Annotated in this window: 24 protein-coding genes and 3 tRNA genes; 5 read left to right on the forward strand and 22 right to left on the reverse strand. The window is 66.8% G+C overall.

The window, feature by feature from the left end; genetic code table 11:
- From HZF19_RS11900 to HZF19_RS11910, 3 genes are all read right to left on the reverse strand, one after another.
- On the reverse strand, positions 1-125 hold a 125-nt coding region (locus HZF19_RS11900), incomplete at its 3' end, for a GTP-binding protein (RefSeq protein WP_235979950.1).
- A gap of 39 nt (positions 126-164) precedes the next feature.
- A tRNA-Met gene (locus HZF19_RS11905) sits at positions 165-238 on the reverse strand.
- A gap of 50 nt (positions 239-288) precedes the next feature.
- Positions 289-361, reverse strand: a tRNA-Thr gene (locus tag HZF19_RS11910).
- 258 nt (positions 362-619) lie between these two features.
- Here HZF19_RS11910 and HZF19_RS11915 point away from each other — a divergent pair.
- The 4 genes from HZF19_RS11915 to HZF19_RS11930 all read left to right on the forward strand — a co-directional run bounded on the left by HZF19_RS11915 (position 620) and on the right by HZF19_RS11930 (position 3,191).
- Positions 620-1,951, forward strand: a complete 1,332-nt coding sequence (locus HZF19_RS11915) for a hypothetical protein (RefSeq protein WP_208029010.1) — start codon at positions 620-622, stop codon at positions 1,949-1,951.
- Between the two features lie 26 nt (positions 1,952-1,977).
- The gene (locus tag HZF19_RS11920; RefSeq protein ID WP_208029011.1) at positions 1,978-2,463 is read left to right on the forward strand and encodes a GNAT family N-acetyltransferase; all 486 of its coding nucleotides are present in this window, start codon (positions 1,978-1,980) and stop codon (positions 2,461-2,463) included.
- A 71-nt stretch (positions 2,464-2,534) separates the two neighbouring features.
- Positions 2,535-2,616, forward strand: a tRNA-Tyr gene (locus HZF19_RS11925).
- A gap of 86 nt (positions 2,617-2,702) precedes the next feature.
- Positions 2,703-3,191 (forward strand): YajQ family cyclic di-GMP-binding protein, encoded by a 489-nt coding sequence (locus tag HZF19_RS11930; protein WP_208029012.1) that lies wholly within the window; start codon positions 2,703-2,705, stop codon positions 3,189-3,191.
- Between the two features lie 21 nt (positions 3,192-3,212).
- Here the strand turns inward: HZF19_RS11930 and HZF19_RS11935 are convergent, their stop codons facing one another.
- Positions 3,213-3,707, reverse strand: a complete 495-nt coding sequence (locus HZF19_RS11935; RefSeq protein WP_208029013.1) for a phosphatase domain-containing protein — start codon at positions 3,705-3,707, stop codon at positions 3,213-3,215.
- 8 nt (positions 3,708-3,715) lie between these two features.
- Positions 3,716-5,671 (reverse strand): acetate--CoA ligase, encoded by a 1,956-nt coding sequence (gene acs / locus HZF19_RS11940; RefSeq protein WP_208029095.1) that lies wholly within the window; start codon positions 5,669-5,671, stop codon positions 3,716-3,718.
- 273 nt (positions 5,672-5,944) lie between these two features.
- On the opposite strand from acs, the gene HZF19_RS11945 reads away from it, so the two are divergent.
- Positions 5,945-7,849, forward strand: a complete 1,905-nt coding sequence (locus tag HZF19_RS11945; RefSeq protein WP_208029014.1) for a sensor domain-containing diguanylate cyclase — start codon at positions 5,945-5,947, stop codon at positions 7,847-7,849.
- A gap of 31 nt (positions 7,850-7,880) precedes the next feature.
- Here the strand turns inward: HZF19_RS11945 and HZF19_RS11950 are convergent, their stop codons facing one another.
- The 17 genes from HZF19_RS11950 to HZF19_RS12030 form a co-directional block, all read right to left on the reverse strand.
- Positions 7,881-9,026, reverse strand: a complete 1,146-nt coding sequence (locus HZF19_RS11950) for an SAM-dependent methyltransferase (RefSeq protein ID WP_208029015.1) — start codon at positions 9,024-9,026, stop codon at positions 7,881-7,883.
- A gap of 16 nt (positions 9,027-9,042) precedes the next feature.
- Positions 9,043-10,563, reverse strand: coding sequence for an NADH-quinone oxidoreductase subunit N (locus HZF19_RS11955; protein ID WP_208029016.1), 1,521 nt, complete (start codon positions 10,561-10,563; stop codon positions 9,043-9,045).
- A gap of 6 nt (positions 10,564-10,569) precedes the next feature.
- A complete protein-coding gene (locus HZF19_RS11960; RefSeq protein WP_208029017.1) occupies positions 10,570-12,105 on the reverse strand; it encodes a complex I subunit 4 family protein in 1,536 nt (511 codons plus the stop codon).
- A gap of 27 nt (positions 12,106-12,132) precedes the next feature.
- On the reverse strand, positions 12,133-14,355 hold the full coding sequence (gene nuoL / locus HZF19_RS11965; protein ID WP_208029018.1) for an NADH-quinone oxidoreductase subunit L: 2,223 nt from the start codon (positions 14,353-14,355) through the stop codon (positions 12,133-12,135).
- Between the two features lie 7 nt (positions 14,356-14,362).
- Positions 14,363-14,677: an NADH-quinone oxidoreductase subunit NuoK gene (gene nuoK / locus HZF19_RS11970; RefSeq protein ID WP_208029019.1), complete on the reverse strand. Its 315-nt coding sequence runs from the start codon at positions 14,675-14,677 to the stop codon at positions 14,363-14,365.
- A complete protein-coding gene (locus HZF19_RS11975) occupies positions 14,677-15,207 on the reverse strand; it encodes an NADH-quinone oxidoreductase subunit J family protein (RefSeq protein WP_208029020.1) in 531 nt (176 codons plus the stop codon). The genes nuoK (HZF19_RS11970) and HZF19_RS11975 overlap by 1 nt, the downstream gene beginning before the upstream one ends.
- The gene (locus HZF19_RS11980; protein ID WP_208029021.1) at positions 15,207-15,707 is read right to left on the reverse strand and encodes a NuoI/complex I 23 kDa subunit family protein; all 501 of its coding nucleotides are present in this window, start codon (positions 15,705-15,707) and stop codon (positions 15,207-15,209) included. The genes HZF19_RS11975 and HZF19_RS11980 overlap by 1 nt, the downstream gene beginning before the upstream one ends.
- Positions 15,707-16,744 (reverse strand): NADH-quinone oxidoreductase subunit NuoH, encoded by a 1,038-nt coding sequence (nuoH, locus tag HZF19_RS11985; RefSeq protein ID WP_208029022.1) that lies wholly within the window; start codon positions 16,742-16,744, stop codon positions 15,707-15,709. The genes HZF19_RS11980 and nuoH overlap by 1 nt, the downstream gene beginning before the upstream one ends.
- Positions 16,741-17,826 (reverse strand): NADH-quinone oxidoreductase subunit D, encoded by a 1,086-nt coding sequence (locus tag HZF19_RS11990; RefSeq protein WP_372443461.1) that lies wholly within the window; start codon positions 17,824-17,826, stop codon positions 16,741-16,743. The genes nuoH and HZF19_RS11990 overlap by 4 nt, the downstream gene beginning before the upstream one ends.
- Before the next feature lie 113 nt (positions 17,827-17,939).
- Positions 17,940-18,629 carry an NADH-quinone oxidoreductase subunit C gene (locus HZF19_RS11995; RefSeq protein ID WP_208029024.1) on the reverse strand — a complete coding sequence of 230 codons (690 nt, stop codon included), beginning with the start codon at positions 18,627-18,629 and terminating at the stop codon, positions 17,940-17,942.
- Positions 18,616-19,092, reverse strand: a complete 477-nt coding sequence (locus HZF19_RS12000; protein ID WP_208029096.1) for an NADH-quinone oxidoreductase subunit B — start codon at positions 19,090-19,092, stop codon at positions 18,616-18,618. Before HZF19_RS12000 ends, HZF19_RS11995 begins: the two co-directional genes overlap by 14 nt.
- Positions 19,093-19,106: 14 nt before the next feature.
- Positions 19,107-19,484 (reverse strand): NADH-quinone oxidoreductase subunit A, encoded by a 378-nt coding sequence (locus HZF19_RS12005; RefSeq protein ID WP_208029025.1) that lies wholly within the window; start codon positions 19,482-19,484, stop codon positions 19,107-19,109.
- 91 nt (positions 19,485-19,575) lie between these two features.
- Positions 19,576-21,282 (reverse strand): NADH-quinone oxidoreductase subunit N, encoded by a 1,707-nt coding sequence (locus HZF19_RS12010; RefSeq protein WP_208029026.1) that lies wholly within the window; start codon positions 21,280-21,282, stop codon positions 19,576-19,578.
- Positions 21,279-22,955 (reverse strand): complex I subunit 4 family protein, encoded by a 1,677-nt coding sequence (locus HZF19_RS12015; RefSeq protein ID WP_208029027.1) that lies wholly within the window; start codon positions 22,953-22,955, stop codon positions 21,279-21,281. The genes HZF19_RS12010 and HZF19_RS12015 overlap by 4 nt, the downstream gene beginning before the upstream one ends.
- A gap of 14 nt (positions 22,956-22,969) precedes the next feature.
- Complete coding sequence (gene nuoL, locus HZF19_RS12020; RefSeq protein WP_208029028.1) at positions 22,970-24,976, reverse strand: NADH-quinone oxidoreductase subunit L; 2,007 nt, start codon at positions 24,974-24,976, stop codon at positions 22,970-22,972.
- A gap of 13 nt (positions 24,977-24,989) precedes the next feature.
- Positions 24,990-25,298: an NADH-quinone oxidoreductase subunit NuoK gene (gene nuoK / locus HZF19_RS12025; RefSeq protein ID WP_208029029.1), complete on the reverse strand. Its 309-nt coding sequence runs from the start codon at positions 25,296-25,298 to the stop codon at positions 24,990-24,992.
- Entirely contained in the window at positions 25,298-25,900 is a 603-nt protein-coding gene (locus HZF19_RS12030) for an NADH-quinone oxidoreductase subunit J family protein (RefSeq protein ID WP_208029030.1), read from the reverse strand. The genes nuoK (HZF19_RS12025) and HZF19_RS12030 overlap by 1 nt, the downstream gene beginning before the upstream one ends.
- Positions 25,901-25,902 lie beyond the last annotated feature (2 nt).

A 25,902-nucleotide genomic window follows, 5' to 3' on the forward strand; every position in this document is an offset into this window, starting at 1 on the left:
TCCGGATGCGCCTCCGACAACACCTTCGTGATCGCCGCCGTCAACGTCGTCTTCCCATGATCAATATGACCCATCGTGCCCACGTTCGCATGCGGCTTCGTCCGCTCGAACTTCTCTCGTGCCATGATGGTGCTCTCCTGAACGTCGTTGTCGGATGAGGTCGGTGGCGGCGGTCGGACTCGAACCGACGACCCCTCGATTATGAGCCGAGTGCTCTCACCTGCTGAGCTACGCCGCCACTGGTCGGCGCCGGACGGTCCGCGACCAGGACCGAGCGACCAGCCAGCGAGCCCCCTGTCAGAATCGAACTGACGACCTTTTCCTTACCATGGAAACGCTCTGCCGACTGAGCTAAGGGGGCGAGTCGCCACCGGAGCCCTGGCACGAGGCGCAGGGGCACCGGCAACGGGCGGGCCATCTTGCCACGGGAGACCGCCGAGACCCAACCCGGAACCCCGGCCGAGCTCGGTCTGTCCCACCCCGGCCCCTGCCCGCCCGGCCCGCTGCCTCGCCGAGGAGCCACCCGTGCCCGCTCTGGGGTGCCGGACCCGGTCCGGATGACCCAGACCCTTGAGCCTTTTGACTCAAGTCCTCGGCGGGGTGCGTCGATCCAGAGAAGGTGCACATCGAACGGCTGACCATCGAGGCCGGGGACGACACGTTCTCCCTGGACCTCCACCCGTCCTTCACGGTCATCGCCGGCGTGGGGCCGGCCGAGCGCCGTGGCCTGGTGGGCGAGATGCTCGGGGCCCTCGGGAGCGGCCGGGCGGGAGTCCACCTCGAACTGCGGGCCGACTCCGGCACCCGGTACGGGTTGCTGCGCCCGGTCGACGGCCCGGCCCGGGTCATCAGCCTCGCGAGGGGCATCGACGTGACGGACTCCTTCCGCGCCGAGGACGGTCAGGTCGACCTGCTCGCCCGCTCGGGATTGAGCGGACGTTCGGCCAAGAAGCTGCTGCGCCTGACCGAGAACGATCTCACCACCCGCTCACAGTTCGAGCAGAACATCCTGACGCTGGCTCACGTCGACCAGGGTCGCCTCTGGGACGTCGCCCGCAAGGTGACCGAACGGGATCAGGAGGTGGCAGAAGCGGCGGCCGCGATCGGCTCGGACCCCGAGGACGCACCGATCATCCAGGAGATCGAACGCCGCCATGCCGCGTTCGAGGAGGCGGAGGAGGCACACGACCGGGTGCGGCGGATCTCCCTGCTCGTGGGAGCCAACGCCGCGGTCGCGATCGTGCCCCTCGGCGGCATCTTCGGGCTGGCCGGAGCAGCCCCCGCGCTGGCCATCGCCCTGGCGATGACGGTGTACTCGGCGGTGTACTGGCGGCGCATGGAAGCTGCCCGCCGCCATGAGCAGGAAGCGCTCGACGCGGCAGGGGCGCAGTCTTACCTGACCTTCCAGATCAACAAGGTGAACGGCCTCTTGGCCGACGATCACCAGCGACGCCAGCTGATGCGGGCCGCCGAGTACCACCGGTCTGCGCTGACCGAATGGCAGCTGCTGGCAGGCGACATCCCCGTCGACTGGGCACTCGATCACCGCGCCGAGATCCGCGAGGCCGCGAACCGGCTGCGGAGCACGGTCGAGGTACGCAACCCGATGGCGGTTCGTCTCTCCCCCGAGGAGGAGACCGCGGCCGATCTGGCCCATGCCCTGCTACACCGGCTCAACCATCTCCGGACGCTCGGCGGGGGTGAGAGCTACCCGCTCTTCCTCGACGAGCCGTTCCCGCAGGTCGAGGACTCCGTGAAGGGTGAGCTCCTGGAGCTGCTCATGAAGGCATCGCGCCATCAGCAGGTGATCTTCCTCACCGAGGACGAGCACGTCGCGAGTTGGGCCCGCCTCGAGGCGATGACCGGGGGGCTGTCGATCATCGAGCCGAGAGGCAGCGAGCAGCCCGCCGGTGGTGACGAGCCGAGGTCGTCGAAGCATGTCGCGGCCTGAGTGTCGCCGCCGGTAGCGTCTGAGAGGTGGAGATCCGCCTCGCCGAACCCGCCGACGCCGAGGCCATCCGCCGCATCTACAACCACGAGGTGACCTCCTCGACGGTCACGTTCGATCTCGTGCCCCGTACGCTCGACGAGCAGCTCGAGTGGCTCGAAGCCCGTTCGGGCGCGCACGCCGTGCTCGTGGCCGCCGACGACGGGGAGGTGGTCGGGTTCGCGTCCCTCTCGCCCTACCGTGACCGACCAGCCTACAGCACCACGGTGGAGGACTCCGTCTACGTGGCGACCCAGGCCCGTGGCCGGGGGGTGGGGCGGATGCTCCTCGAGGAGTTGGTGAAGCTGGCCACGCAGCACGGCTTCCACACGATCATGGCCCGCATCGTCGGCGGCCACGAAGCGTCCATCGCGCTTCACCGGTCGGTGGGGTTCGAGGTCGTCGGGACCGAGCGCGAGGTGGGCCGGAAGTTCGGTCGTTGGCTCGACGTGGTGGTCATGCAGCGGCTCCTGTAACCAGCCGGTCCGCCGGTTCCCCGGTCCGGAATTCCGCGGCGAAGGTGGGAGGCGGTATCGTCGGACGTCCTGGGTCGGTGCCCGAGCGGCCAAAGGGAACGGGCTGTAAACCCGTCGGCTCTGCCTACGGTGGTTCGAATCCACCCCGGCCCACTTCAGCGTCTCCGACACGTCATCGGCACGCTCCCGGTCCGGAGGCCGGTTCGGGTGGACGAGCAGGGTTGGCTAGCGTTTCGGGCATGCCGAGCTTCGATGTCGTTTCCCAGGTCGACGCGCAGGAGGTCCGCAACGCCGTCGACCAGGCCGCACGGGAAGTGGGCACCCGCTTCGACTTCAAGGGCACCGACTCCTCCATCGAGCTCAACGGGCTGGAGATCGTCATGAGGTCCATCACCGAGGACCGGCTGAACGCGCTGCGCCAGGTGCTGGAGGAGAAGCTGGTCAAGCGCAAGGTCTCCCTGAAGGCGCTGTCCTACGGCAAGGTGGAGGACGCGGCGGGGGGAACGGTCCGGCAGGTCGCCACCCTCACTGCCGGCATCTCGTCTGACAAGGCCAAGCAGATCAACACGTTCATCAAGAACCTGGGCCTGAAGGGCCTCCAGTCCCAGACCCAGGGGGACCAGATCCGGGTCACCGGCAAGAAGCGGGATGACCTTCAGAGCGTGATCGCCTCCCTGCGCGAGGCCGACCTCGGCATCCCGCTGCAGTTCGAGAACTTCCGCGACTAGCGCCGAGCCGCATCCCACTCCTCAGTCGTAGTAACCAGAGTGGATGTAGATGCAAGGGACGCCTTCCTGGTGGAACATGTGGACGTTGCGCCGATCGTCCTCGAACGCGAGCCGGAGGTCGAACCCGTACCGTCGCAGCTCCCCGACGCTGCGCCGCTTGAAGTCGCGAGACGCGCCATAGTCGCCGAAGTCCCGCATCACGAGCAGGTCCCAGCGCAGCTCGTAGCGGCTCAACCACGCCAGCGTGTTCGGCTGAACCCGGATCGGTCGCGCCGTCAGGAGCACGATCCGGTAGGAGTCCTCGATGACGTCGAGCAACCGCGCCACCTCGTCGATGAGCGGGTCGTCACCGCAGGCCTCGAAGAAGGACTCCCAGTCCCGGTAGGGCCACTCCAGGAAGTGTTGGCGGCCAGCGGCGTCGGAGAGCACCCCGTCGAGGTCGAACACCACCGCGGGCGCCGGCTCGACCGGCCCAGTGCGCCACCTCCAGTTGTCGGGCTCACGGAAGGTCGCCACCGGCGAGGTCAGTCCTCCTGTGGTGCCTCGAGCGCACGCTGGCGGATCTCCTCGACCACCGACGCGTCCGCCAGCGTCGTGGTGTCGCCGAGCTGGCGTCCTTCCGCCACATCGCGCAGCAGGCGGCGCATGATCTTGCCCGAGCGGGTCTTGGGGAGGTCGGGGACCACCACCACGGTGCGAGGACGAGCGGTGGGCCCGATCTTCACCGCCACGTGCTGGCGGATCTCCTCCACGAGCTCGGGGGTGGGTTCGAACCGCTGCTTCAAGATGACGTAACCGATGATCGCCTGGCCCGTCGTGGGATCCGACGCCCCCACGACCGCCGCCTCCGCGACCGCTTCATGGTCGACGAGCGCGGATTCGACCTCGGTGGTGGAGACCCGGTGCCCCGAGACGTTCATGACGTCGTCGACGCGGCCGAGCAACCACAGGTAGCCGTCGTCGTCGATCTTGCAGCCGTCGCCCGCGAAGTACCGGCCCGGGAACCGGGACCAGTAGGTCTCCCGGTACCGGTCGGGGTCACCCCAGATGCCCCGCAACATCGCCGGCCACGGCCGCGTGAGCGTGAGGTAGCCGCCCCCCCGCTCCACCGGCCGGCCATGATCGTCCACGACCTCCACGCCGATGCCGGGGAAGGCGAAGGTGGCGGAGCCGGGCTTGAGCGTGGTGACTCCCGGCAGCGGCGTGATCATGTGCGCCCCCGTCTCGGTCTGCCACCAGGTGTCGACGATCGGGCAGCGTTCACCCCCGATGTAGCGGTAGTACCACATCCAGGCCTCGGGATTGATGGGCTCACCCACCGTGCCGAGGAGGCGGAGGCTCGAAAGGTCGTGCTTCTCGGGCTCCTCGTGGCCCCACTTCATGAACATCCGGATGGCCGTCGGCGCCGTGTACAGCTGGGTCACGCCGTACTTCTCGACGATCGCCCACAAGCGATCGCGTCCTGGTGTGTCAGGGGTGCCCTCGTAGATGACCGACGTGGCGCCGTTGGTCAGGGGCCCGTAGACGATGTAGCTGTGTCCCGTCACCCAGCCGATGTCCGCCGCGCACCAGTAGACGTCGTCGTCGGGATGCAGATCGAACACCACCTTGTGGGTGTAGGCCACCTGGGCCAGGTACCCACCGGTGGTGTGCATGATCCCCTTGGGCTTGGCGGTGGTGCCCGAGGTGTAGAGGAGGTAGAGGAGGGCCTCCGAGTCCATCTTCACCGGCGGGCAATCCGCAGATGCCTCGGCCATGAGATCGTGGTACCAGTGGTCACGGCCCTCGACCATCGAGACATCGTTCTCGGTGCGACGCACGACGACCACGTGCTCGACGGACGGCGTGCTGGCGATCGCGGCGTCGACGTTCGGCTTGAGCGCCGAGACCGTCCCGCGGCGGAACCCACCATCCGCGGTGACGATGAGCTTGGCTTCGGCGTCGTTGACCCGGTCGATGATCGAATCCGGTGAGAAGCCGCCGAAGATGACCGAGTGCGCCGCGCCGATGCGCGTGCAGGCGAGCATCGCCACGGGAAGCTCCGGGATCATCGGCATGTAGATGGCGACACGATCACCTTGTTGGACACCGAGCGACTTCAGCACGTTCGCGAACCGGCAGACCTCCTCCAGCAGCTCGGCGTAGGTGATCGTCCGGGTGTCACCCGGCTCCCCTTCCCAGTAGTAGGCGACCTTGCCCCCACGCCCCGCCTCCACATGGCGGTCGAGGCAGTTGTAGGAGACGTTGAGGGTTCCGCCGACGAACCACTTGGCGAACGGCAGGTCCCACTCGAGGACGGTGTGGAAGTCGTCGTACCAGGTGAGCGTCTCACGTGCCCGGCGAGCCCAGAACGCCTCGAAGTCGGCCTCGGCTTCGGCGTAGATCGAGTCGTCCGCGACGACGGCCCTGGCGACGAACTCGGGTGGCGGTGGGAACGTGCGGTTCTCGCGCAGGTAGTCCTCGATCGTCGGCTCGCCCATCGGCAAGGCCCCCCGTCTCTGCTCCACGACAACGACGGAATCGAGCCTAGTGTCCGGTCGGGGATCGAGCCGCCCAGCGGGCGGTCGAGCGGAGGGCCAGCAGGCTCACACCTACCCGCATGTCGACCCCGTCGCCGACGCAGCACCCGACACAGGTTGGATGGCCCACGAGCCCGGTTTTCCGGCCCAGACGGCCATGATCCGCTCGGACTATTCACCCGGTCCCCGCCTCGTGCCGATGGATAGAGGACCGCGATCGAACAAGGAGATGCGATGCGGGCGCTCTCTCGGCGGCAGCCAGGGGGTCGCCGACGCGCTACACCCCTCAGCCGCCGCTTCACCTACCGCTACCTCATCGCGATCGCCGCCTTCGTCGCCATCGGCATCGCCGCCAAGGTCGGCGAGGACCGGGCGCTCGACCACCTCGAGACGAACTCGCAGCAGCTCGAGGCCGCCGCGGGTCAACCTGCCCGTCTCTACCGCATCCTGGACCTCGCCACCCGACTCGACGTGCAGGCCTTCGAGGACATGAGGACCGGTACGTCCTCCTCCAACATCAAGCTGCTGGTGAGCGAACTGGAGCAAGAGGTCGATGCTCTCCGGATCGTGGAGCGCGCGCTGTCGACCGGTGAGGCCGCTCCGGGGCTTCCCGCCGCGCCACCGAGCGCCGCGCTCGCAGAGCTGTACTTCGGCACCGACACCCGCCTCGATCAGCGGGTCCAGACCATCGCCAACGCAGGGCAGTTCGTCGCCGACAACGCTGCACCCACCGCGGAGGCGGCGACCGAGCGAGGACGGCAGATCGACCTGCTCCAGGAGTCGACCGCGCCCACCGCCACCGAGCTCGACAGGGCGGTCCGACTGTACGTGGCCCAGACGGAAGACATCATCGACCATCGGCGCAGCCAGAGCCGGCTCTTGATGATCGCAGGCGTCGGTGTTGTGGTCGCCGTCGTGCTGGCGCTCTTCCGGCCGATGGCCCGCTCCATTCACCTGGAGACCTCCCAGCTCGAGGAAGCGGAGCGGATCCATCGCGAGAACAACGAGCGCCAGAGCTTCAGGAACGACCTCGCCAAGGCGTTGGAGGTGACCGACACTCGGGCCGAGGTGCTCGCCGCGGTCGAGCGGGCCTTCGTGGCCGTGGTGCCCAACAACAAGGTGGAGCTCTTGCTCGCGGATGCCAGCCAGGCCCACCTGCGGCGAGCCAGCACCCATCCCCGATGCGGTGCCCCGCAGTGCCCGGTCGATTCGCCCAAGAGTTGCGCCGCGCTGCGCAACACGCAACGGATGGTCTACGAGAGCAGCCGCATGCTCAACGTCTGCCCCAAGTTGCCCGAGCACTCGCAGGCACCCTGCTCGGCGGTGTGCATCCCGGTCACCTTCGACGGGCAGGCGATGGGCGTGCTCCACGCGATCGGGCCCGACAACGAGCTGCCCACGCAGACACAGCTAGATCGCCTGACCGTCCTCGCTGCGGAGACCGGTGCGCGCCTCGGACATCTCCAGGTGATGGCGATGACCGAGCTCCAGGCCAACACCGACGGGTTGACCGGATTGCTCAACCGTCGAAGCCTCGAGGCCCGTGCCCGTGCCCTGCTCCTGGACGGGACGCCCTTCAGCATCGGCATGGCCGACCTCGACGACTTCAAGGAGCTCAACGACACCCATGGTCACGAGGCGGGCGACCGGGCACTGCGCCAGTTCGCGACCAGCCTGCGACGCCACCTCCGCCCGGATGACATCGCGGCGCGCTACGGAGGAGAGGAGTTCGTGGTGCTGCTGCCCGGCACCTCCATCACCGAGGCCGTCCAAGCCATCAATCGGGTGCAGGCGGCGATCGCCGAGGACCTCGATCGGTCGTCGACTGTCCCGTTCACCACGAGCTGGGGTCTCACGGATCACTCCGCGGGCCAGACCTTCGAAGAGATGCTCTCCGTGGCAGACTCTGCCCTCTATCGCGCCAAACGTGCCGGTAAGAACTGCATCGTCGTCGACGGTGTCGCCGCCCGAGCGGCGAGCAGGGTCGTGGACGATGCCTTGTCGTCGGTCCCGTCGCCGGGTGTGCCCACCGGCGACGGGACCGACGGCAACTCCGACGATCTCATCGAGCTGGATCTCGGCATCCTCCGTGACGGAGACGAATCGCCGCCGGAGCCCTTTGGCCGGCTGCCGTCCTGATCGTGGGCAGCAGCAGGTAGGTGCCGTGCGATCACGGCGGGCGCTTCCACTCCAAGACCTGGAAGCCCCCCAAGCCCGTGGGGTCGAGGAGGGCCTCAGCCTCCCGCACCCGACTGCGTGCTCGCAACGCCGCCAGGTCACCGATGTGAGCGCGCTGGTGCCACGTCCGGCGACCCTCCTCGACCAACTCATCGATGTCGTGGGCTCGGAGGAAGGCAGCCTGGTCACGAACGACCTCCGGTGGATGCACCTGGGCGAGCTGGTCGACCGCCACCTCGCAGGTCACGTCCTGCGACCCGAGTCGTTCCAGCGGTGGCCCACCTCGCTGGTGGCCCCGGAAGGTCCGGAGCCACGAGTCCTGGGAGCGGCGAGCGAGCGACGGGGTGTCCGAGGCGTAGTCGAGCACTACCACTCGGCCTCGCTCCACGAGCGTGAGGGCCTCACGCAACCACCTCGACGCCGCGAGCTGCAGCGGGATGCGCGCCCCGACGGGCGCCTCTGGTGCAAACCGCTCGCCGAGGCGCGCCAGCCGGGGCTCCGCCGGGATCAGCACCTCGACCAACCGTCCCTGTGGGTCGACCCCTACCCGGACCTCTGCCCAACGGTCCCGGCCTCGTTCGAGGAGCTTGAACGGGAGATTGTCGAGCAGCTCGTTGGCGATCACCACCCCTTCGATGCCCACGGCCGGCAGCTCGGCCAGAGAGATGAACACCGGTTCGAATCGTCCCTCGCCGCACGCTCCGACGGCCGCCCGTCCGGCGGGCGGCAAGGCGAGCTGCGGCACGGTGAGCTCGAGATGATCACCGTGGCGGGCGCGCAACGCCGCCGACCGCTCCACGAGAACGTAGGTCAGCGATGCCCCGCATCGGGGCGACGCAGCCCGGACGGCGATCGCCAGGGTCCCCACCCCGGCACCGGCATCCACCACCACGAAGGGATCGGGGCGACCGAGCTCCTCCCACCACCGGTCGAGTGCTTCGGCCACCACCGCGCCGAACAGCGGCCCGACCTCCGGGCTGGTGATGAAGTCCCCGCGCCGCCCGGCCAGGCCACCACTGGTGTAGAAGCCGTGATCAGGGTCGTAGAGGGCCAGCTCGATCACGTCGTCGAACGGGAGCGGGCCGTAACGGTCGATCCGCGCCCGCACCTCGCGCTCGACCGGCGAGGATGCGGGCATCCTGTCCATCGCTACGTCAGGTGCCGATCCCGAGCAGCGTGACGTTCTCGGTGAGCCGGGTGACGAGATACGGCGCGACCCCCAACACGACCGTGACCACGACCGTGATTGCCAGCGCGGCGTTCAACGACACCGGAACCCGGATCGGGGAGCGATCACCCAGCGGAGCGTCTTCCATCCACATCTGCCGAGCGATGCGGGCGTAGTAGAAGAGGGCGATGACCGAGTTCACGCCCACGGCGACCGCCAACACGTAACCAGGGGTGGTGCCCGGCTCGACCAACGCCCGGAAGATCACGAACTTGCCGAACCAGCCGGCGAGCGGCGGGATGCCGGCGAGAGAGAACAGGAAGATCGTCATGGCGACTGCCAAGCCCGGGGCGTACTGGAAGAGCCCGCCGTAGGACTCGAGCTCCGCGGATCGGGTCTTGCGCGCCACGGCGATGATGACCGCGAAGGCTCCGAGGTTCATCGCCGCGTAGATGAGCAGGTACATGACGATGGCCTGCAGAGCCGTCTCACCCGCCTGGAGGCTCACCCCGGCGACGGCGAGCGGCGCCATGATGTAGCCGGCCTGGGCGATGCCGGAGTAGGCCATGAGCCGCACGACGTTGGTCTGGCGCAATGCGATCAGGTTGCCCACCGTCATCGTGACCAGGGAGAGCACGAAGAAGACCGGCTCGTAGACGTCCGCCCCGGCGGAATCGTGGAAACCGACGAAGACCAGGGTCACGATGGCCACGAAGCCAGCGGCTTTCGACGCCACGGCGAGGAAGGCCGTGACAGGCGTCGGGGCACCCTCGTAGGTGTCCGGCGCCCAGGTGTGGAACGGCACCGCGGACACCTTGAACGCGAAGCCCACGATCACGAAGACGATCGCAAGCGCGACCAGCGGTCGACCCTCGGGCAGGTTGCGAACATGCTCGCCGATGTCGCTCAACAGGGTCGACCCGGTCAGGCCGTAGAGCAGCGACATCCCGTAGAGCAGGATGGCGGAGGCGAACACCCCCATCAGGTAGTACTTCAACCCCGCCTCGTTGCTCCTCAGGTCGCGCTTGCGCCAGGCGGCGAGCATGTAGGCGGGGATGGACAGCAATTCGAGGGCCACGAAGATGCTCACGAGGTCCCGCGCCGAGGCCATGACCATCATGCCCAGCACCGAGGACAGGATCAGCTGGTAGTACTCCCCTTCCCAGTAGTCACCCTCGGCGATGTAGTTGGTCGAGATCAGCACCACCACGTACCCGGAGATCACGAACAGTGCCTTGAGGACCAGCGCGAAGTCGTCGACGACGTAGCCGCCACCGAACAGGACGCGGTCGACACCGTCGTAGACGAGCGTCACGATGGGGATGCCAGCGACCAGCAACCCGATACCAGCGACCGACGGTTGGGTCCACTTGTTGCGTTCGCCGCCGAAGAGATCGAGGAGGATGAGCAACGAGATCGTCGCCACCACGATGATCTCGGGCGCGAAGGCGTGGAAGTCGACCGACGGTGACGTCCAGGTGGTCAGCGCGTCGAGTTGGGACAGCACGGCGGCTCAGCCTCCCCCGCCGAAGGCCGCCACGGTGCTGGTGACGGCAGGGTCCGTGATCCGGAAGATCAGGTTCGGGTAGATGCCGAGCAGGACGATGAGTACCAGCATCGGCGTCCACGCCAGCCACTCCGAGAGGGTGACGTCCCGGATGTGGCCGTCATGGGCGAACTCGTCCTTGGGGGTGCCGAACGCGACCCGCTGGTAGAGCCAGAGCAGGTACCCGGCGGCGAACACCGTGCCGATCGCGGCGATGACCATGTACACGCGGAACAACGTGACGTTGGGATCGGAACCGCCGGGGTCGTAGGCGGAGAGGATCGCCGGGAACTCGCCCCAGAACCCGGCCAGGCCCGGCAGACCGAGCGAGGCCATGGACGCGAAGCCGAGGATCCAACCCATGTGCGGTGCTTGTTTGAGCAGGCCACCGAGCCGGCTGATCTCGAGGGTGTGGTACCGATCCTTCGTCGAGCCAGCCACGAAGAACAGCATCCCCGTGATCAGACCGTGCGCCACCATGCCGAAGATCGCGGCGTTGATCCCGAAGTCGGTCAGGGTGGCGATACCGAGCATGACGAAACCCATGTGGGCGACCGATGAGAAGGCGATGAGGCGCTTCATGTCGGTCTGTGCGAGGCAGCACAGGGCGCCGTAGATGATGCCGACCACGGCCAGCCCACCGATGACGGGCGCCCAGGACTCAGCGGCTCCGGGGAGGATCGGGAGCGCGATGCGCACGAATCCGTAGGTACCCAGCTTCAGCAGCACTGCGGCCAGGATCACGGAGCCGACGGTGGGCGCTTGGGTGTGGGCATCGGGGAGCCAGGTGTGGAACGGGAACATCGGTACCTTGATACCGAAGCCGATGAACATCCCTCCGAAGATCCACAGGGCGGCGGTGGAGGAGATCGCCGTGGCCGACTCCGGTAGTAGTCGCATGTCGAAGGTCTGGATGCTGCCCAGGAAGTACAACGCCAGGAAGCTGATGATCATCAGCGCCGAGCCGAAGAGCGTGTAGAGGAAGAACTTGATCGAGGCGTACTGCCGTTGCTCGCCACCCCACACGCCGATCATGAAGTACATCGGGAGCAGCACGACCTCGAAGAACACGAAGAAGAGGATGAGGTCCTGGGCGACGAAGGAGCCCACCATCCCGGTCTCCAGGATGAGCATGAGGATCAGGAAGGCCTTCGGGTTGCCCGGCTCAGGGATGTGGTTCCAGGAGTAGATGACGCACAGCGGCACCACCAGGACCGTGAGAGCCAGGAGCGGCAGGGAGATCCCGTCGAGCCCGACGATGTAGCGGCTGTTGATGAACGGGATCCACTCACGATCGACCACGAACTGCAGCGTGCGGCTGTTGTCGAAGTCGAAGTTCGCGATGAGCAACACGCCCATCACGAGCACCGCCCCGCTCGTGAGGAGCGCGACGAGCTTGTGGAGCTGTTCGTCGCGGCGCGGGATCAGCAGCATGATGGCTGCGCCGACCAGCGGCAGGAACACCGCCAGGCTCAGACCCCAGTCGTTCAGGAATTCCTTCATCTCTGCTCTCTCGCTTCTGGTGACGGTTTAGAGGGAGACGGCGAGGACGAATGCACCTGCCAGGATTGCCGCCGCCGCGAACAGGAGCGCGGCGTACTGCTGCACCTTGCCGGTCTGGATGCGTCGAAGCACCTGACCAGAGCTCTCCGACACGTACCCCGAGCCGTTGACGATGCCGTCGACGACCCGTTGGTCGACATCGCGGTACAGGACCCCCGCCAGGGCCACGGAGATGCGACCGGCGGCATTGACCACCGCGTCGATGACGTACTGGTTGAACCAGTACGAGGCCCGAGCGATCGGGCCCTTCGTGGATCCGACCACGATGTCGGAGTACAGGGTGTCGAGGTAGTACTTGTTCTCGAGGAGCACATACCCCTGGCGGAAGCCGGCGCGGTGACTCAGCCCGGCGAGAGGGCTCTTGCCCAGCCAGTAGTACTGGTACGCGAGGGCGAAGCCTGCGATCGCGAGGACCGACGAGACCAGCGCCAGCACCGGGTTGAACGTTGGGTGTTCGATCTCGGGGAACAGGAACGTGGGCTCCACGAAGTGCTCGAACCGCGTGGTGAGACCCTCCGACAGCGAGAGGATCTTCGGGAAGTTGAGGAACCCGAAGGTGATCGCTCCCACCGACAGCACCCAGAGGGGGATGGTCATGATGCGAGGCGACTCGTGCGGGGTGCCATGCCCCCGGTACTCCCCGAAGAAGGTCAGGTAGATCGCCCGGGTCATGTATGCCGCGGTGAGCAGCGCCCCGACCGCGCCCATGACGAGCATGAGGGTGTAGGCCTGCTGCTGCCCCTGGGATGCCCCGGCGAGGATCTCGTCCTTCGACCAGAAGCCCGCGAGAGGGAAGATCCCCATGAGCGCCGCGGTGCAGATCACGAAGGTGGCGAAGGTGGAGGGCATGTGCTTGCGGAGACCGCCCATCTCACGCATGTCGAACGTGTGGTGCGCGGCGTGGCTCACCGACCCGGCACCGAGGAAGAGGCCGGCCTTGAAGAACGCGTGGGTGAACAGGTGGAACACGCCTGCGGTCCACGCCCCGACACCGAGGGCCAACACCATGTAGCCGAGCTGGCTGATGGTCGAGTAGGCGAGCACCTTCTTGATGTCGTGCTGCACGAACGCGAGCGAGGCGCCGACGAGGATCGTGACCCCGCCGATCAGGGCCACGTAGTTGATCGAGTTGGTCCCGATGTTGAGCCCCTCGAAGAACACCGCGTAGAGCCGGGCGATCAGGTAGACACCTGCCACGACCATGGTGGCGGCATGGATGAGCGCCGAGACCGGTGTCGGCCCCGCCATGGCGTCGGGGAGCCAGGTGTGGAGCGGGAACTGGCCGGATTTCGAGGTGACACCCCCGAAGAGCAGCAGCGCGCCCACGAGGAGGAGGGTCTGGTTGGCTGCGGGTGAGAGCGCGTAGCCGTTGATCTCGAGGATCTCGAAGGTGCCGCCGGCGGCGAAGAACGTGACCACCACGCCGAGCAGCAGGCCGACATCGCCCACTCGGTTGGTGAGGAAGGCCTTGAGCGCGGCGTCGGTGTTCTTCTTCTCCTCCCACCAGTGCCCGATCAGCACGAACGAGCAAACCCCCACCAACTCCCAGCCGACCACCATCTGCAGGATGCTCGACGACATGACGTAGAAGAGCATCGCCGCGGTGAAGAGGCTGAGGAAGGCGTAGTAGTGGGTGAAGCGCACATCGCCGTGCAGGTACTCGCGCGAGTAGATGTGCACCAACAGGGAGATGATCGTCACCGTTACGAGCATCATGGCGGTGAGACCGTCGACCAAGGTGCCGACCTTGAACTCCACCCCGCCGTTCTGGAACCAGGTGATCTGGTGGACGACCGGCGGCACCTCGTGATGCTCACCCTCCTCGGCCGCGGTCGCCGCTGCCAGCCCGAGACCGGCAGCGTGCTCGCCTTCCGCGGCAGGACCGGCGGGCTGCTCGGCCGGCGACCCCGGTGCTTCGTCCGCACCGCCGCCGCCCTCGCCTCCGGGGCTGCCGTGCTCGCCGCTGTCGAAACCGTGTTCCACCGAAGGCGGATCGTTGACCCGCTGGACCCACTGCGTGGCCACACCGAGCGACAGGACCAGGCAGGCGGCGACCGCGGTGATGCCGATGGCCGCCGTTCCCCGTTCTGGCAGTCGCTTGCCGAAGAAGAGGATCGTCAGGAAGGAGCCCGCCATGATCACCGGGATGATCCAGGCGTTCTCGAGGAACCAGCCGGCTGTTGGATCCATGCTCGGGTCAGCCCTTCATGAGATCGACTTCGTCGATGTCGATGCTCCGGCGGTTGCGGTAGATCATCAACACGATGGCGAGACCCACCCCCACCTCAGCGGCGGCGATCGCGATCACGAACAACGCGAACACCTGACCGGACAGGTTCGCCGGGTCGGTGGCGTGCCAGAGCGCTCCGAAGGCCACCAGGTTGATGTTGACCGAGTTCAAGATGAGCTCGATCGAGAGAAGCACGAGCACCGCGTTGCGGCGGGCCAGCACCCCGTACACGCCGATGCAGAAGAGGACCGCGCCGAGGAAGAGGAACTGGTTGACGAGCATCAGTCGCGCCTCGCGAGGACGATGGCGCCGATGAGGGCGGCGAGCAGGAGCACGGATACCACCTCGAAGGGCAGGAGGTACGTGGAGAAGATCGAGTCACTGACCTGAGCGGTTCGTTGCACGAGGATCTGCCCGAACTGCCTGTCCTGGAACCCGTCCCACAGAGCGAAGCCCATGACGGCGAACAGCATCACGGCGATCCCTGCCCCGACCGCCCGCGCCTGTGCAGGATTGTCGAGCTGCGTCGAGCGGCCCATCGGAGCCCGGGTGAGCATGATGCCGAACAGGAAGAGCACGACGATCGCCCCGATGTAGACCAGCACCTGGGTGATAGCGACGAACTCCGCTGCCAAGAGGATGAACTGGGCGGCGATGCCACCGAGGACCAGGACCAGCCACAGGGCCGCATGCACCATGTTCTTGACGGTCACCACCTTGACCGCCGAGACGACCATGCCCACCGCGATCACGTAGAACGCGATGTTCTGGGCGACCAGCAGGTCGGCGACGAGCATCCCCTGGGACCCCATCAGCGTGGCACCTTCTTGACCTTGACCTCGGCGCCGCTCTCGTAGGGCTCGAAGTCGGGGACGGTCTGCATCCATTGGCCGAGGCGTTGCTTGTCGTGCAGCAGGTCCGCGATCCGCAGCTCGCTGAACTCGTACTCGGGGCTCCAGAACAGCGCCTCGAACGGGCAGACCTCCACACAGATCCCGCAAAACATGCACAGCGAGAAGTCGATGTCGAACCGGTCGAGCGCGTTCTTCTGGCGCGGCTTGCCGCCTTCCCGTCGGGGAGGCGCCAGGTACTTGTGGGCCTCGATGTAGATGCACCAGTCGGGGCACTCGCGGGCGCACAGCATGCACGCCGTGCAATTCTCCTCGTGCAGGGCGATGACACCCCGGGCCCTGGGAGCAGGCTGCTCCTTCTCGTGCGGGTACTGCACAGTGACGGGGCCGTCGGTGAGCGTCTTCACCATCTCGCCGAACGTGACGCCGAGACCCTTGAGGAGACCGGGGATCTTGGGCATCAGAACACCACCTTGAACACACCCGTGACCACGATGTTCACGAGGGCCAGCGGGATCAGGAACTTCCAGGCGAGCGTCTGCAGCTGGTCCTCGCGGAAGCGCGGGTAGGTGAAGCGGAACCAGAAGATGAGGAACGAGACCAGCATGATCTTCGCGAAGAGGACGGCTGGCCCGAGCACGTAGTACCAGTCGCTGTTCGTGTCGAGCCACGGGACCGCCCAACCGCCGAGGAAGAGGATCGCCGCCACCGCCCCGAACGCGAAGGCCGTCGCGAACTCGGCGAGGAAGAAGAACAGGAACCGGAAACCGGAGTACTCGACCTGGTAGCCGGAGACGATCTCGGACTCGGCGACCGGCATGTCGAAGGGGGTCTGGGTGAGCTCTGCCTGCACGGCGGCGAGAAAGATCGCGAAGCCCACGAACTGCGTGAGGATGTAGGGGAACCCGATGCCGTCCCAACCGAAGATCCCGCTGTTGTTCTGCGCCTCGACGATGCCGTTCAGGTTCAGCGTGCCGGCCTGGATGACCACCCCGACCACAGCGAGCACCAGGGGCAGCTCATAGGCGATGAGCTGGCCGGCGGCGCGCAGCCCGCCGAGGAGCGAGTACTTGTTGGCCGACGCCCAACCGGCCATCAGCACGCCGATGACCGACAGTGACGAGACGGCCAGCACGAAGAAGATCCCCACGTCGAGATCCTCAACCACGAGATGCTTGCTCGCCGGGATGGTCACGTAGACGAGGAAAGTCGACATCAGGACCACGACCGGTGCCGCCTTGAAGACGAAGCTGTCGGCACCGTTGGGCATGAGGTCTTCCTTCTGGAGGAACTTCACGCCGTCCGCGAGGAGCTGGAGCAACCCTCGGGGGCCGGCTTCCTGTGGGCCGAGCCGGCTCTGCATCCAGCTCATCACCTTGAACAGGAACACGATGCCGAGGATGAGCGCCGTGGTCGGCACCACGACGGCGACCACGAGCAGCTTGATGACCGTGGCCAGCCAGTACGGCGGGTCGAACTGAGCCAGGAGGGAGATCACCGGTCGATGTCTCCCAGGATGAAGTAGAGGCTGGCCAGGATGGTCACCAGGTCGGGCACGTAGACGCCCTTGCTGACCCAAGGGATGATCGAGACGTTGTTGAACGAGGCCGAGCGGATCTTGACCCGGAACGGCACGAGGTCACCCTTGCTGACGATGTAGTAGCCCATCGCACCGAGGGGGTTCTCGGTCTCGACGTACGCCTCGCCCTCCGGCACCTTGATGATGCGCGGCACCTTGGCCATGATCGGGCCGCTCGGGATCGTGTCGAGGAGCTGATCCACGATGTGGGTCGCCTCCCGGGTCTCCTGCAAGCGCACCCACGTTCGAGCGAACGAATCCCCATCGGGATGGGTCCAGACCCGCCAGTCGACCTGGTCGTACACCAGGCCCGGTGGGCAGCTGTCGCGGCGGAGGTCCCAATCGACACCGCTGGCACGGATGTTGGCCCCCGAGAGCCCGTACGACAGTCCGACGTCCGCAGGGATGACCCCGATACCCCGGCAACGGGCTTGGAAGATCTCGTTGCCGAGCACCAGGTCGTCAAGCTCGTCACAGAGGCGACGCATCATCTGCATCGCCTTCTTCGTCTCGTCGATCCAGCCTTTCGGGAGATCGTCCTTCAACCCGCCGATCCGGTCGAAGTTGGGGTGGAAGCGACCGCCCGTGACAGCCTCGATCTGGTTGAGGACGTATTCACGATCGCGGAAGGCATAGAAACCCGCTGTCAGCCCGCCGAGCTGGAGCCCGATGTCACCGAGGAACAGGGCGATGTTCGCCATGCGCGACATCTCAAAGAGGATGGTGCGGATCCACTGCGCCCTCGGCGGCGCCTCGATGCCCATCAACCGCTCGGCGGCGAGGATGAACGGCACCTCGTTGGCGAAGCTGCCCAGCCAGTCGATCCGGTTGATGAGGGTCGTGACCTGCGGGTAGGAGCGGACCTCGGTGAGCTTCTCGTAGCCGCGGTGCATGTAGCCACACAGCGGCTCCGCCGAGATGATCTGCTCCCCGTCGAGCTTGGCCACGATCCGCAGGGTCCCGTGCGTGGCGGGGTGCTGCGGGCCGATGTTGAGGGTCATGCCCTCGGTCTCGAGCTCCAGGTTGACCCTGGCGTCGGCGGCGCGAGCAGCCACGTAGGCGAACTTCTCGCGCTCGGCGAGGAACGGCTCGTCTCGGAGATCGGTGGGCGCGGTCATCCACCCTCCTCTTCCTCGTCGCCGGCGCCACCCGGCATGGGTTCAACATCGACGATGCCCGGCCAGGGCTTCACCCGGCGGGCGAGGAGCGGGAAGTCCTTGCGCAGCGGATGCCCCTCGAACCCCGAGGGGAGGTAGATGTGGGCAAGGTTCGGGTGCCCGGTGAACTCGATCCCGAACATCTCCCAGGTCTCCCGCTCGTGCCAGTCGGCTCCGTGGTACACGGGCACCCAGCTCGCCACCCGCAGGTCGTCATCGGGCAGGTCGGCCTTGAAGACCACGCCCAGGTGGCTCCGGGTGCTGTAGAGGTGAGCAAGGAGCTGGAACCGGGTGTCGCCTCCCGCGCAACCCGTGGTCATCGGGCTGGGCTCCTTCGGCTCGGCACCGTGGATCGCGAGGTCTTCCTGGCTGTCCATGTCACGCCCGAACGGCGAGGGCAACCAGTCGATGGCCGAGAGGAAGTCGAAGAAGTCGAGGCGGAGGCGGTTCTTCGCGACCTCCGCGGTGTGCCTCCACGCGTCACGATCGACCCGCACCCACAGTGTCTGGCCGGGGCTGATGTGCGAGCCCACGACGGCGTCGCCCAGTTCACTCGCCAGGATCGCGAGCAGCTCCTCGCGACGCTCGTCGCGCTCGGGTGCTTCCTCCCCGGCAGCAGTGTCGGTGGCCGTGTCAGCCGACGACAAGGGGCTCACCCTTCCAGCGTTCAGCCATGTCCTCGTTGTGGATGCGCTCCTGGAGGAGGACGATGCCCTCCAGCAGGGCCTCGGGGCGAGGTGGGCAACCCGGCACGTAGACATCGACCGGGATGAGCTGATCGACGCCCTTGGTCACGGAGTACGAATCCCAGTAGGGGCCTCCGCAGTTGGCACAGCTTCCCATGCTGATGACGTACTTGGGATCGGGCATCTGCTCGTACAACCGGATCAGCGCCGGTGCCATCTTGTCGGTGACGGTTCCGGCGATGACCACGAGATCGGCCTGCCGAGGGCTGGCCGGGAACGGGATGACGCCGAGCCGCATGACGTCGTAGCGGGGCGAGGCGAAGGCTGCGCCCATCTCGATCGCGCAGCACGCCAGACCCCACTGGTACACCCAGATGGAGTACTTCCGGCTGAGGTTCAGCAGCCTGGTCAGCGGCTTCGGCATCTTGCCGCTCTCGACTAGACCCACCGCAACACCTTCTTGCGCCACGCGTAGACGAGCCCGAGCGCGAGGATCACGATGAAGACTCCCATCTCCACCAGCCCGAACACGCCGTAGGTCTCGAGCCGTGTCGCCCAGGGAAAGATGAACACGGCCTCGACGTCAAACAGCACGAAGAGCAGGGCGAACACGTAGTAGCGGATCTGGCTCTGGCTCCAGCCGGTGCCCACCGGGTCCACGCCACTCTCGTAGGTGATGTACTTCTGCTCCTGCGGACGAACCGGCCGCAGGATGCGACCGACACCCAGCATCAACCCGGCCATGGCGAGGCCGAGCCCGCCGAAGATGGCCACGGTGAGGTACTGGCGCACGAAGTCCGAGTACGTCTGAGACATCGGCCGACGAGCCTAGTGAACGCGAGAACAAGGCAGGAAATCCGTGCTCTCGGGCCGTCACCACCCGAGTCCTCGCCCCGCGGGCCCTCGCTCAGGGGCCGGTGGGAGCCTCAGGCACGCCGGTGCCGGCACTCCCTGCGACGGGCACGCTCTGCCCCGAGGCCGGCTCTTCCACGACCTGGAGGGAGGCCTTCCCCGCTGCGTCGTAGAGCGGGGAAGGCGCGATGCCCGCGGCCATGGTGACGGCGAAGCAGAGGGCCAGGCCGAGCGCAGCGCTGAAGGGGACCTTCACCCGCCCCGCCCGCGGCGCTCCCTCGTGCTGGTCACCGTGCTCGCCGCCGGACATGTACATCGCCACCACGATGCGCAGGTACAGGAACGCGGCGATGACCGCGGTCAGCATGGCCACGATGGCCAACCACGTCTCGCGGGCATCGACGGCGGCGGTGATGGCGGAGAACTTGGCGAAGAACCCGGCGGTGAAGGGAACGCCTGCTTGTGCCAGCAGGAAGATGGTGAAGATCAGCGATAGGAGGGGATTGGTGCGGGACAGGCCCCGGTAGTCCGTGAGCCGGTGCCGGTCGTCACCCCGACGCCCCACCAGGGTGGCCACGCCGAAGGACCCGGCCACCATGAACGTGTACGCCGCCAGGTAGAAGAGGACCGCCTGCATGCCGAGTGCCGTACCCGCCGATACCGCCACCAGGATGAATCCGGCGTGGTTGATCGACGAGTAGGCGAGCATCCGCTTGACGTTGCTCTGAACGATCGCGAACAGCGAACCGCCGACCATCGACAGGACGGCCAACCCGTAGATGAGCGGTCGCCAGTCGTTGATCTGCGTCGAGAGCGTGAGCACGAACACCCGGGCGATACCCGCGAAGGCGGCCGCCTTCACCGCCGCCGCCATGTAGACCACCGCGGCGGTCGGCGCACCGTCGTACGCGTCAGGACTCCAGGTGTGGAACGGAACCGCCGCGATCTTGAAGGCGAGACCGACGAGCAGCATCGCCATGCCGAGCAACAACAACCCGTTGCGCAGCACGACGTTGGCGGCCAGGAAGTTCTTGATCTCGATGAAGTTCGTCGAGCCCGTGGCCCCGTACAGCAGCGCGATGCCATACAGGAAGAACGCCGACGAGAACGCGCCCAACACGAAGTACTTGAAGCCGGCCTCCTGTGACTGGGCGCGGCGGAGATGCATGGCGGTCATGACGTACACCGCGATCGACAACGTCTCGAGACCCAGGAACAGGACGATCAGGTCGTTGGCCATGGCCATGATCACGCCGCCGAACGCGGAGAGGAGCATCAGCACGTAGAACTCCGGCCCTTCGAGCTCCTCCCGGCGCAGGTAGTGGTCGGCGAACAGCGCGGCGAGCACCACCGCTGCGGCGATCACGATGGTGACGAAGATGCCGAAGCCGTCGACCCCGACCATCCCCCCCAGGGTGCTGAACGCCCCCACGCCATCGCGGTGCTCGAACTCGATCCAACCCAGCTCTGACCAGCCCTGGACCCGGGCCCACACCGGCAGGGCGGCGATCATCGCCGCCACCGCGACCAGGACCGTGTAGAGCGCTGGGAATCCCCGGAAGAGGCGCCCCTTGAGCAGCGAGGTCACGGTGACCAGGACGAGCGCACCCACACCGAGGATCAGCAGCGGCAGGATGGCCCACCACTCGATCGAGGGCGTGGGGACGGGACCCGGCGCCGGCCCAGCGGCCGATCCGGCACCCGCGGTCAGAGGAGCGAGCAGCCCTTCTCCCTGCGCGAGCAGCCCGCCCAGCGCGCTCATCGCCCACCCTCCTCACGACCCGAGCCGGCACCGGTCGTCTCGCCGACGCCGACCGGCGTGCCCTCGCCGGTCGTGTGGTCCCCCTCCGCCTCACGCATGCGCTCCTCGATGCGAGCGGGATCGAGCTCCGCGCCGGCCTGGGTCACCGGCTCCCGGAAGTCGCCGGTGCTGGCCTCCACGTGGGCGATGAGTCGCTCCACCGACGGCTGGATGCGCTCCAGCATGGGCTTCGGGTAGACGCCGATGAAGACCATCAGGCCGATGAGGGGGAGGATGACGAGCTTCTCGCTCAACACCATCTCGGGGAACGAGCGATTCTCCTCGTCGGGCTCGCCGTGGAAGGCACGCTGGTAGGCCCACAACATGTAGAGGGCAGCGAAGATCACGCCGGACGCGGCGACCACGGCCCACCATCGATGGGCGACGAAGGTCCCGAGCAGGACGAGAAACTCGCCCACGAACCCGTTGAGCCCGGGTAGACCGATGGAGGCCAGCATCGTCAAGCTGAACGCCCCCGCGAACCACGGTGCGACCTTCTGCCAACCCCGGAAAGCCGAGATCTCGTAGGTGTGGCGCCGCTTGTAGATCCAACCCAACAGGATGAAGAGCGCGCCGGTGATGATGCCGTGGTTGACCATCACCATCACGCTGCCCAGAAGCCCCTCGGTGTTGAGCGCGAAGAGGCCCACGATGGCGAAGCCCATGTGCGCGACGGACGAGTAGGCGACCAGGCGCTTCAGGTTGCGCTGCATGGCCGCGACGATGCCGCCGTACACGATGCCGATCGTCCCCAGCGTGAGCATCACCGGAGCGAACCACACGGATGCTTCGGGGAACAGGTACAGCCCGTACCGCATGAAGCCGTAGGTACCGAGCTTGAGCAACACCCCGGCCAGATCGACCGAGCCCGCCGTTGGGGCCTCGGTGTGGGCATCGGGGAGCCAGGTGTGGAACGGGAACACCGGGGTCTTGATGGCGAAGGCCACGACGAAGCCCAGGAAGATCCACCGGGCCGTGTCGCGCGCGACTCCTTCGTTCTGGACGGCGCCGACCAACCGCTGCAGATCGAAGCTGACCCCGCCGGTCTCCCCTGCCTTGGCCAGCACGGCCAGCGCGACGATGGCCACGAGCATGAACGCCGAGCCGAGCATCGTGAACAGGAAGAACTTCGTGGCCGCGTAGACCCGCCGCCCGTGTCCCCAACGGCCGATGAGGAAGTAGAGGGGGACGATGGTGAGCTCGAACATCAAGAAGAAAAGGAACAGGTCGAGTGCGAGGAAGACGCCCATGCACCCTGCCTCGAGCAGGGTGATCCACAGGTAGTAGCCCTTCTCGTCGTGGTCGGGCTTGGCCGCGAACAACGCGATCGGGAAGAGGACCGCGGTCAGTACCACGAGGAAGAGCGAGATGCCGTCGACCCCGAGGATGAACTTGATGTCGAGTGCCTCGATCCAGGTCTGGCTGGACACGAACTGGAACCCCGGATCATCGGCCCGGAACTCGACGAGCACCCAGATGCTGATGGCGGCCACGGCGACCGCGGTGAGGATCGACGTGAGCCGATGGAGGTCGGGCCGCGACCGCGGCGTGCACACGATGAGGATGGTCCCGAAGACGGGGAGCAACACCATCGCCGGCAACACCGGGAAGCCACTCGCGGCGTGTGCAGCCATGCTCGTGTCCCCCATCACCATGCCGCTACCTTGGTGAGGACCCAGGCACCCAGCAGCACCGCACCCACCGCCACCATCAGGGCATAGGCCCGGACGAAGCCGCTCTGCAGGTAGCGGGCACGCGCTGCGGTCCATCGGGTGGCGCGGCCGATCCCGTTCACCGCTCCGTCGACGACCAACCGGTCCGCGGTCGCGGTACCGTCCGCCAACTCGTAGCCCGGGCCGCCCATGAAGGCAGCGATGCTGCTGTCGACGTACCAGGCGTTCTGGAGCACCGCGGGCTCCACCCGCCTGGCGTCGATCCGGCCCTTCAGAAATACCACCGCCGCGATGCCGATACCCGCCAGCGCGACGACGGTCGACACCACCAGCAACCCGACGATGGAGAGGTCCGAGTAGGTGAGCTCAGCCGGCTGGCCGAGCACGAACACCGGTTCGAGCCAGTGCTCGAGGACGTGCAGCGAATCAGGGAAAGGCAGGTTGAGGACGCCCCCGATGGCCGCCAGCACCGCCAGCACGACCAGTGGGACCGTCATGGTCCATGGGGACTCGTGAGGCCGGAAGCCCTCGGGGAACCGGCTCGCAGCATCCTCCGTCACTGTGCCCGCCGGCTGGCCATCGGCCGCCGAGACCTCCGCCTCACCAGCACCGGCCGAGGCGACTCGGGCCTTGGCCTCGGCCTCGGCCTCGCTCGACGCCGACCACCGGGCATCGCCGTAGAGCACCATGAACACCTGCCGGCTCATGTAGTAGGCGGTCAGCAGAGCAGCGACCAGGCCGACGGCGTAGAGACCGGGATTGTGCGCCAGGGCGTAGGTGAGGATCTCGTCCTTCGACCAGAACCCCGAGAACGGAGGCACGCCCGCGATCGCCAACCATCCGATGATGAACGTGACGGAGGTGACGGGCATGAGCTTGCGCAGTGCACCCATCCAGCGCATGTCCTGCTCGCCGTGCATGCCGTGGATGAACGATCCGGCACCGAGGAACAACAGCGCCTTGAAGAACGCATGGGTCACCATGTGGAAGATCGCCGCCCAGTAGGCGCCCACACCGACGGCCAGGAACATGTAACCGATCTGGCTGATGGTCGAATAGGCGAGGACCTTCTTGATGTCGTACTGGCTCGTGGCGATCGTCGCCGCGAACAGCGCGGTGCCCACACCGACCCAGGCGATCACCGATGGTACCCAGTCGTAGGCAGAGGCGATGAGCGGGTTCACCCGGCAGAGCACGTACACGCCCGCGGTGACCATCGTGGCTGCGTGGATCAACGCCGAGACGGGGGTCGGACCGGCCATGGCGTCGGGAAGCCAGATGTAGAGCGGGATCTGGGCCGACTTCCCGATCGCACCCACGAAGAGCATCAGCACGATGAAGGTGGCGGTCGTGGCTGCCAACCCGGGTGCAAGGGGCAGGAACCTCGCGTAGGTGACGCTCCCGAAGGCGAAGAAGGTGGCGAAGATCCCGATCATGAAGCCCCAGTCGCCCACCCGGTTCGTGATGAACGCCTTCTTGCCCGCGCTGGCGTTCGCCTCGTCCTCGAACCAGAAGGAGATGAGGAAGTAGGAGCACGCGCCCACGCCCTCCCAGCCGAGGAAGGTGAGCACGAGGTTGTCCCCCAGCACCAGCACCAGCATCGAGAAGACGAAGAGGTTGAGGTAGAGGAAGAACTTGGGGAACCTCGGGTCGCCGTGCATGTACCCGATCGAATAGAGATGGATCAGCGCCGCGACGCCGGTGACGAACAACACCATGGTCATGGAGAGCGCGTCGAGGTAGATCCCGACGTCCACGCGGAAGTCGCCGGCAGGGATCCATTCGAAGAGCGTCTGCGTGAAGACGTGCCCAGGCTCGTTCCGAAGCCCGAGGAACACGATGACGGAGACCGCGAAGGACGCCGCCACCATCGCGGTCGCCAACCATCCGGCGAACGGCTCCCCCATGCGGCGGCCGGCCAGCACGAGCAGCACGAACCCAGCCAGCGGCAGGGCAGGGATCAACCAGACCAGATCAACCATGCGCTCGATACCCCTATCCCCGGAGGACCCGCAGGTCGTCGGCTGTGGCCCCCGGCCGCCGTCTCGACACCGCCACCACGATGGCCAGTCCGATGACGACTTCTGCGGCAGCCACCACGAGCACGAAGAACACGATCACCTGGCCGGTGACGTCGTCGAGCATCCTCCCGAAGGTCACGAAGGTCAGGTTCACCGCGTTGAGCATCAGCTCCACACACATGACCATGACCAGCGGATTGCGGCGCACCAGCAGCCCGAACGCACCGACCGCGAACAGGACGGCGGACAGGCTCAGGTACGCCGTGCTGAGATCATTGCCCATCAGTCCGCTCCCTCCTCGGCGTACAGCAGCCGATCCTCGTCCTCGTCGAGCGGCTCGGGCTCGGGGAGGGGCTGCGGATTCCGAACCCGCCTGGCCAGCACGACCGCTCCGACCACCGCGACGGTGAGGAGGCCGGCCGTGACCTCGAGCGGGAAGACGTAGGTGGAGAACAGCTGCTGGCCGATCTGGCGGATGTCGGTCATCTGGACCCCATCGGCGAGCGGCTGGGTGACGCTACGAGCACCGGTGACGACGTTCGCTCCCCCGAGGATGACCACTGCCAGCAGCGCACCGAAGATCGCCGCGGCGACGACGAAGGCGAGGGTGCGCTGACCCACGAGCGGCTCCACCCGGAGATCCTCCTCCTTGTCGATGCCGAGCAGCATCAGCACGAAGAGGATGAGCACAACGATCGCGCCCGTGTAGACGATGACCTGCACCGCGGCGAGGAGCTGGGCCCCTTGGTTCAGGAACAGCACCGCGATGGCGAACAACGTGGCCACCAGACTCAGCGCCGCGTGGACCGGGTTGCGCGAGAGCACCACGCCGAACGCACCCGCCAGGGCGATGACCGCGCAGACGAAGAAAATCGTCGCTTCCACGC

The sequence above is a fragment of the Rhabdothermincola sediminis genome (assembly GCF_014805525.1).
Classification (GTDB): Bacteria; Actinomycetota; Acidimicrobiia; order Acidimicrobiales; family Acidimicrobilacustridaceae; genus Rhabdothermincola; species Rhabdothermincola sediminis.

What these genes read in the sequence shown, in the direction of transcription:
- nuoL (WP_208029018.1), bottom strand. Translation starts at nt 14,355, where the DNA reads ATGGATCCAACAGCCGGCTGGTTCCTCGAGAACGCCTGGATCATCCCG.
- nuoK (WP_208029029.1), bottom strand. Translation starts at nt 25,298, where the DNA reads ATGGGCAATGATCTCAGCACGGCGTACCTGAGCCTGTCCGCCGTCCTG.
- acs (WP_208029095.1), bottom strand. Translation starts at nt 5,671, where the DNA reads ATGGGCGAGCCGACGATCGAGGACTACCTGCGCGAGAACCGCACGTTC.
- nuoL (WP_208029028.1), bottom strand. Translation starts at nt 24,976, where the DNA reads ATGGTTGATCTGGTCTGGTTGATCCCTGCCCTGCCGCTGGCTGGGTTC.
- HZF19_RS11950 (WP_208029015.1), bottom strand. Translation starts at nt 9,026, where the DNA reads ATGCCCGCATCCTCGCCGGTCGAGCGCGAGGTGCGGGCGCGGATCGAC.
- HZF19_RS11975 (WP_208029020.1), bottom strand. Translation starts at nt 15,207, where the DNA reads ATGGGGTCCCAGGGGATGCTCGTCGCCGACCTGCTGGTCGCCCAGAAC.
- HZF19_RS11990 (WP_372443461.1), bottom strand. Translation starts at nt 17,826, where the DNA reads ATGACCCTCAACATCGGCCCGCAGCACCCCGCCACGCACGGGACCCTG.
- HZF19_RS12005 (WP_208029025.1), bottom strand. Translation starts at nt 19,484, where the DNA reads ATGTCTCAGACGTACTCGGACTTCGTGCGCCAGTACCTCACCGTGGCC.
- HZF19_RS11960 (WP_208029017.1), bottom strand. Translation starts at nt 12,105, where the DNA reads ATGAAGGAATTCCTGAACGACTGGGGTCTGAGCCTGGCGGTGTTCCTG.
- HZF19_RS12000 (WP_208029096.1), bottom strand. Translation starts at nt 19,092, where the DNA reads ATGCCGAAGCCGCTGACCAGGCTGCTGAACCTCAGCCGGAAGTACTCC.
- HZF19_RS12010 (WP_208029026.1), bottom strand. Translation starts at nt 21,282, where the DNA reads ATGAGCGCGCTGGGCGGGCTGCTCGCGCAGGGAGAAGGGCTGCTCGCT.
- HZF19_RS11945 (WP_208029014.1), top strand. Translation starts at nt 5,945, where the DNA reads ATGCGGGCGCTCTCTCGGCGGCAGCCAGGGGGTCGCCGACGCGCTACA.
- HZF19_RS11930 (WP_208029012.1), top strand. Translation starts at nt 2,703, where the DNA reads ATGCCGAGCTTCGATGTCGTTTCCCAGGTCGACGCGCAGGAGGTCCGC.
- HZF19_RS11980 (WP_208029021.1), bottom strand. Translation starts at nt 15,707, where the DNA reads ATGCCCAAGATCCCCGGTCTCCTCAAGGGTCTCGGCGTCACGTTCGGC.
- nuoK (WP_208029019.1), bottom strand. Translation starts at nt 14,677, where the DNA reads ATGCTCGTCAACCAGTTCCTCTTCCTCGGCGCGGTCCTCTTCTGCATC.
- HZF19_RS12015 (WP_208029027.1), bottom strand. Translation starts at nt 22,955, where the DNA reads ATGGCTGCACACGCCGCGAGTGGCTTCCCGGTGTTGCCGGCGATGGTG.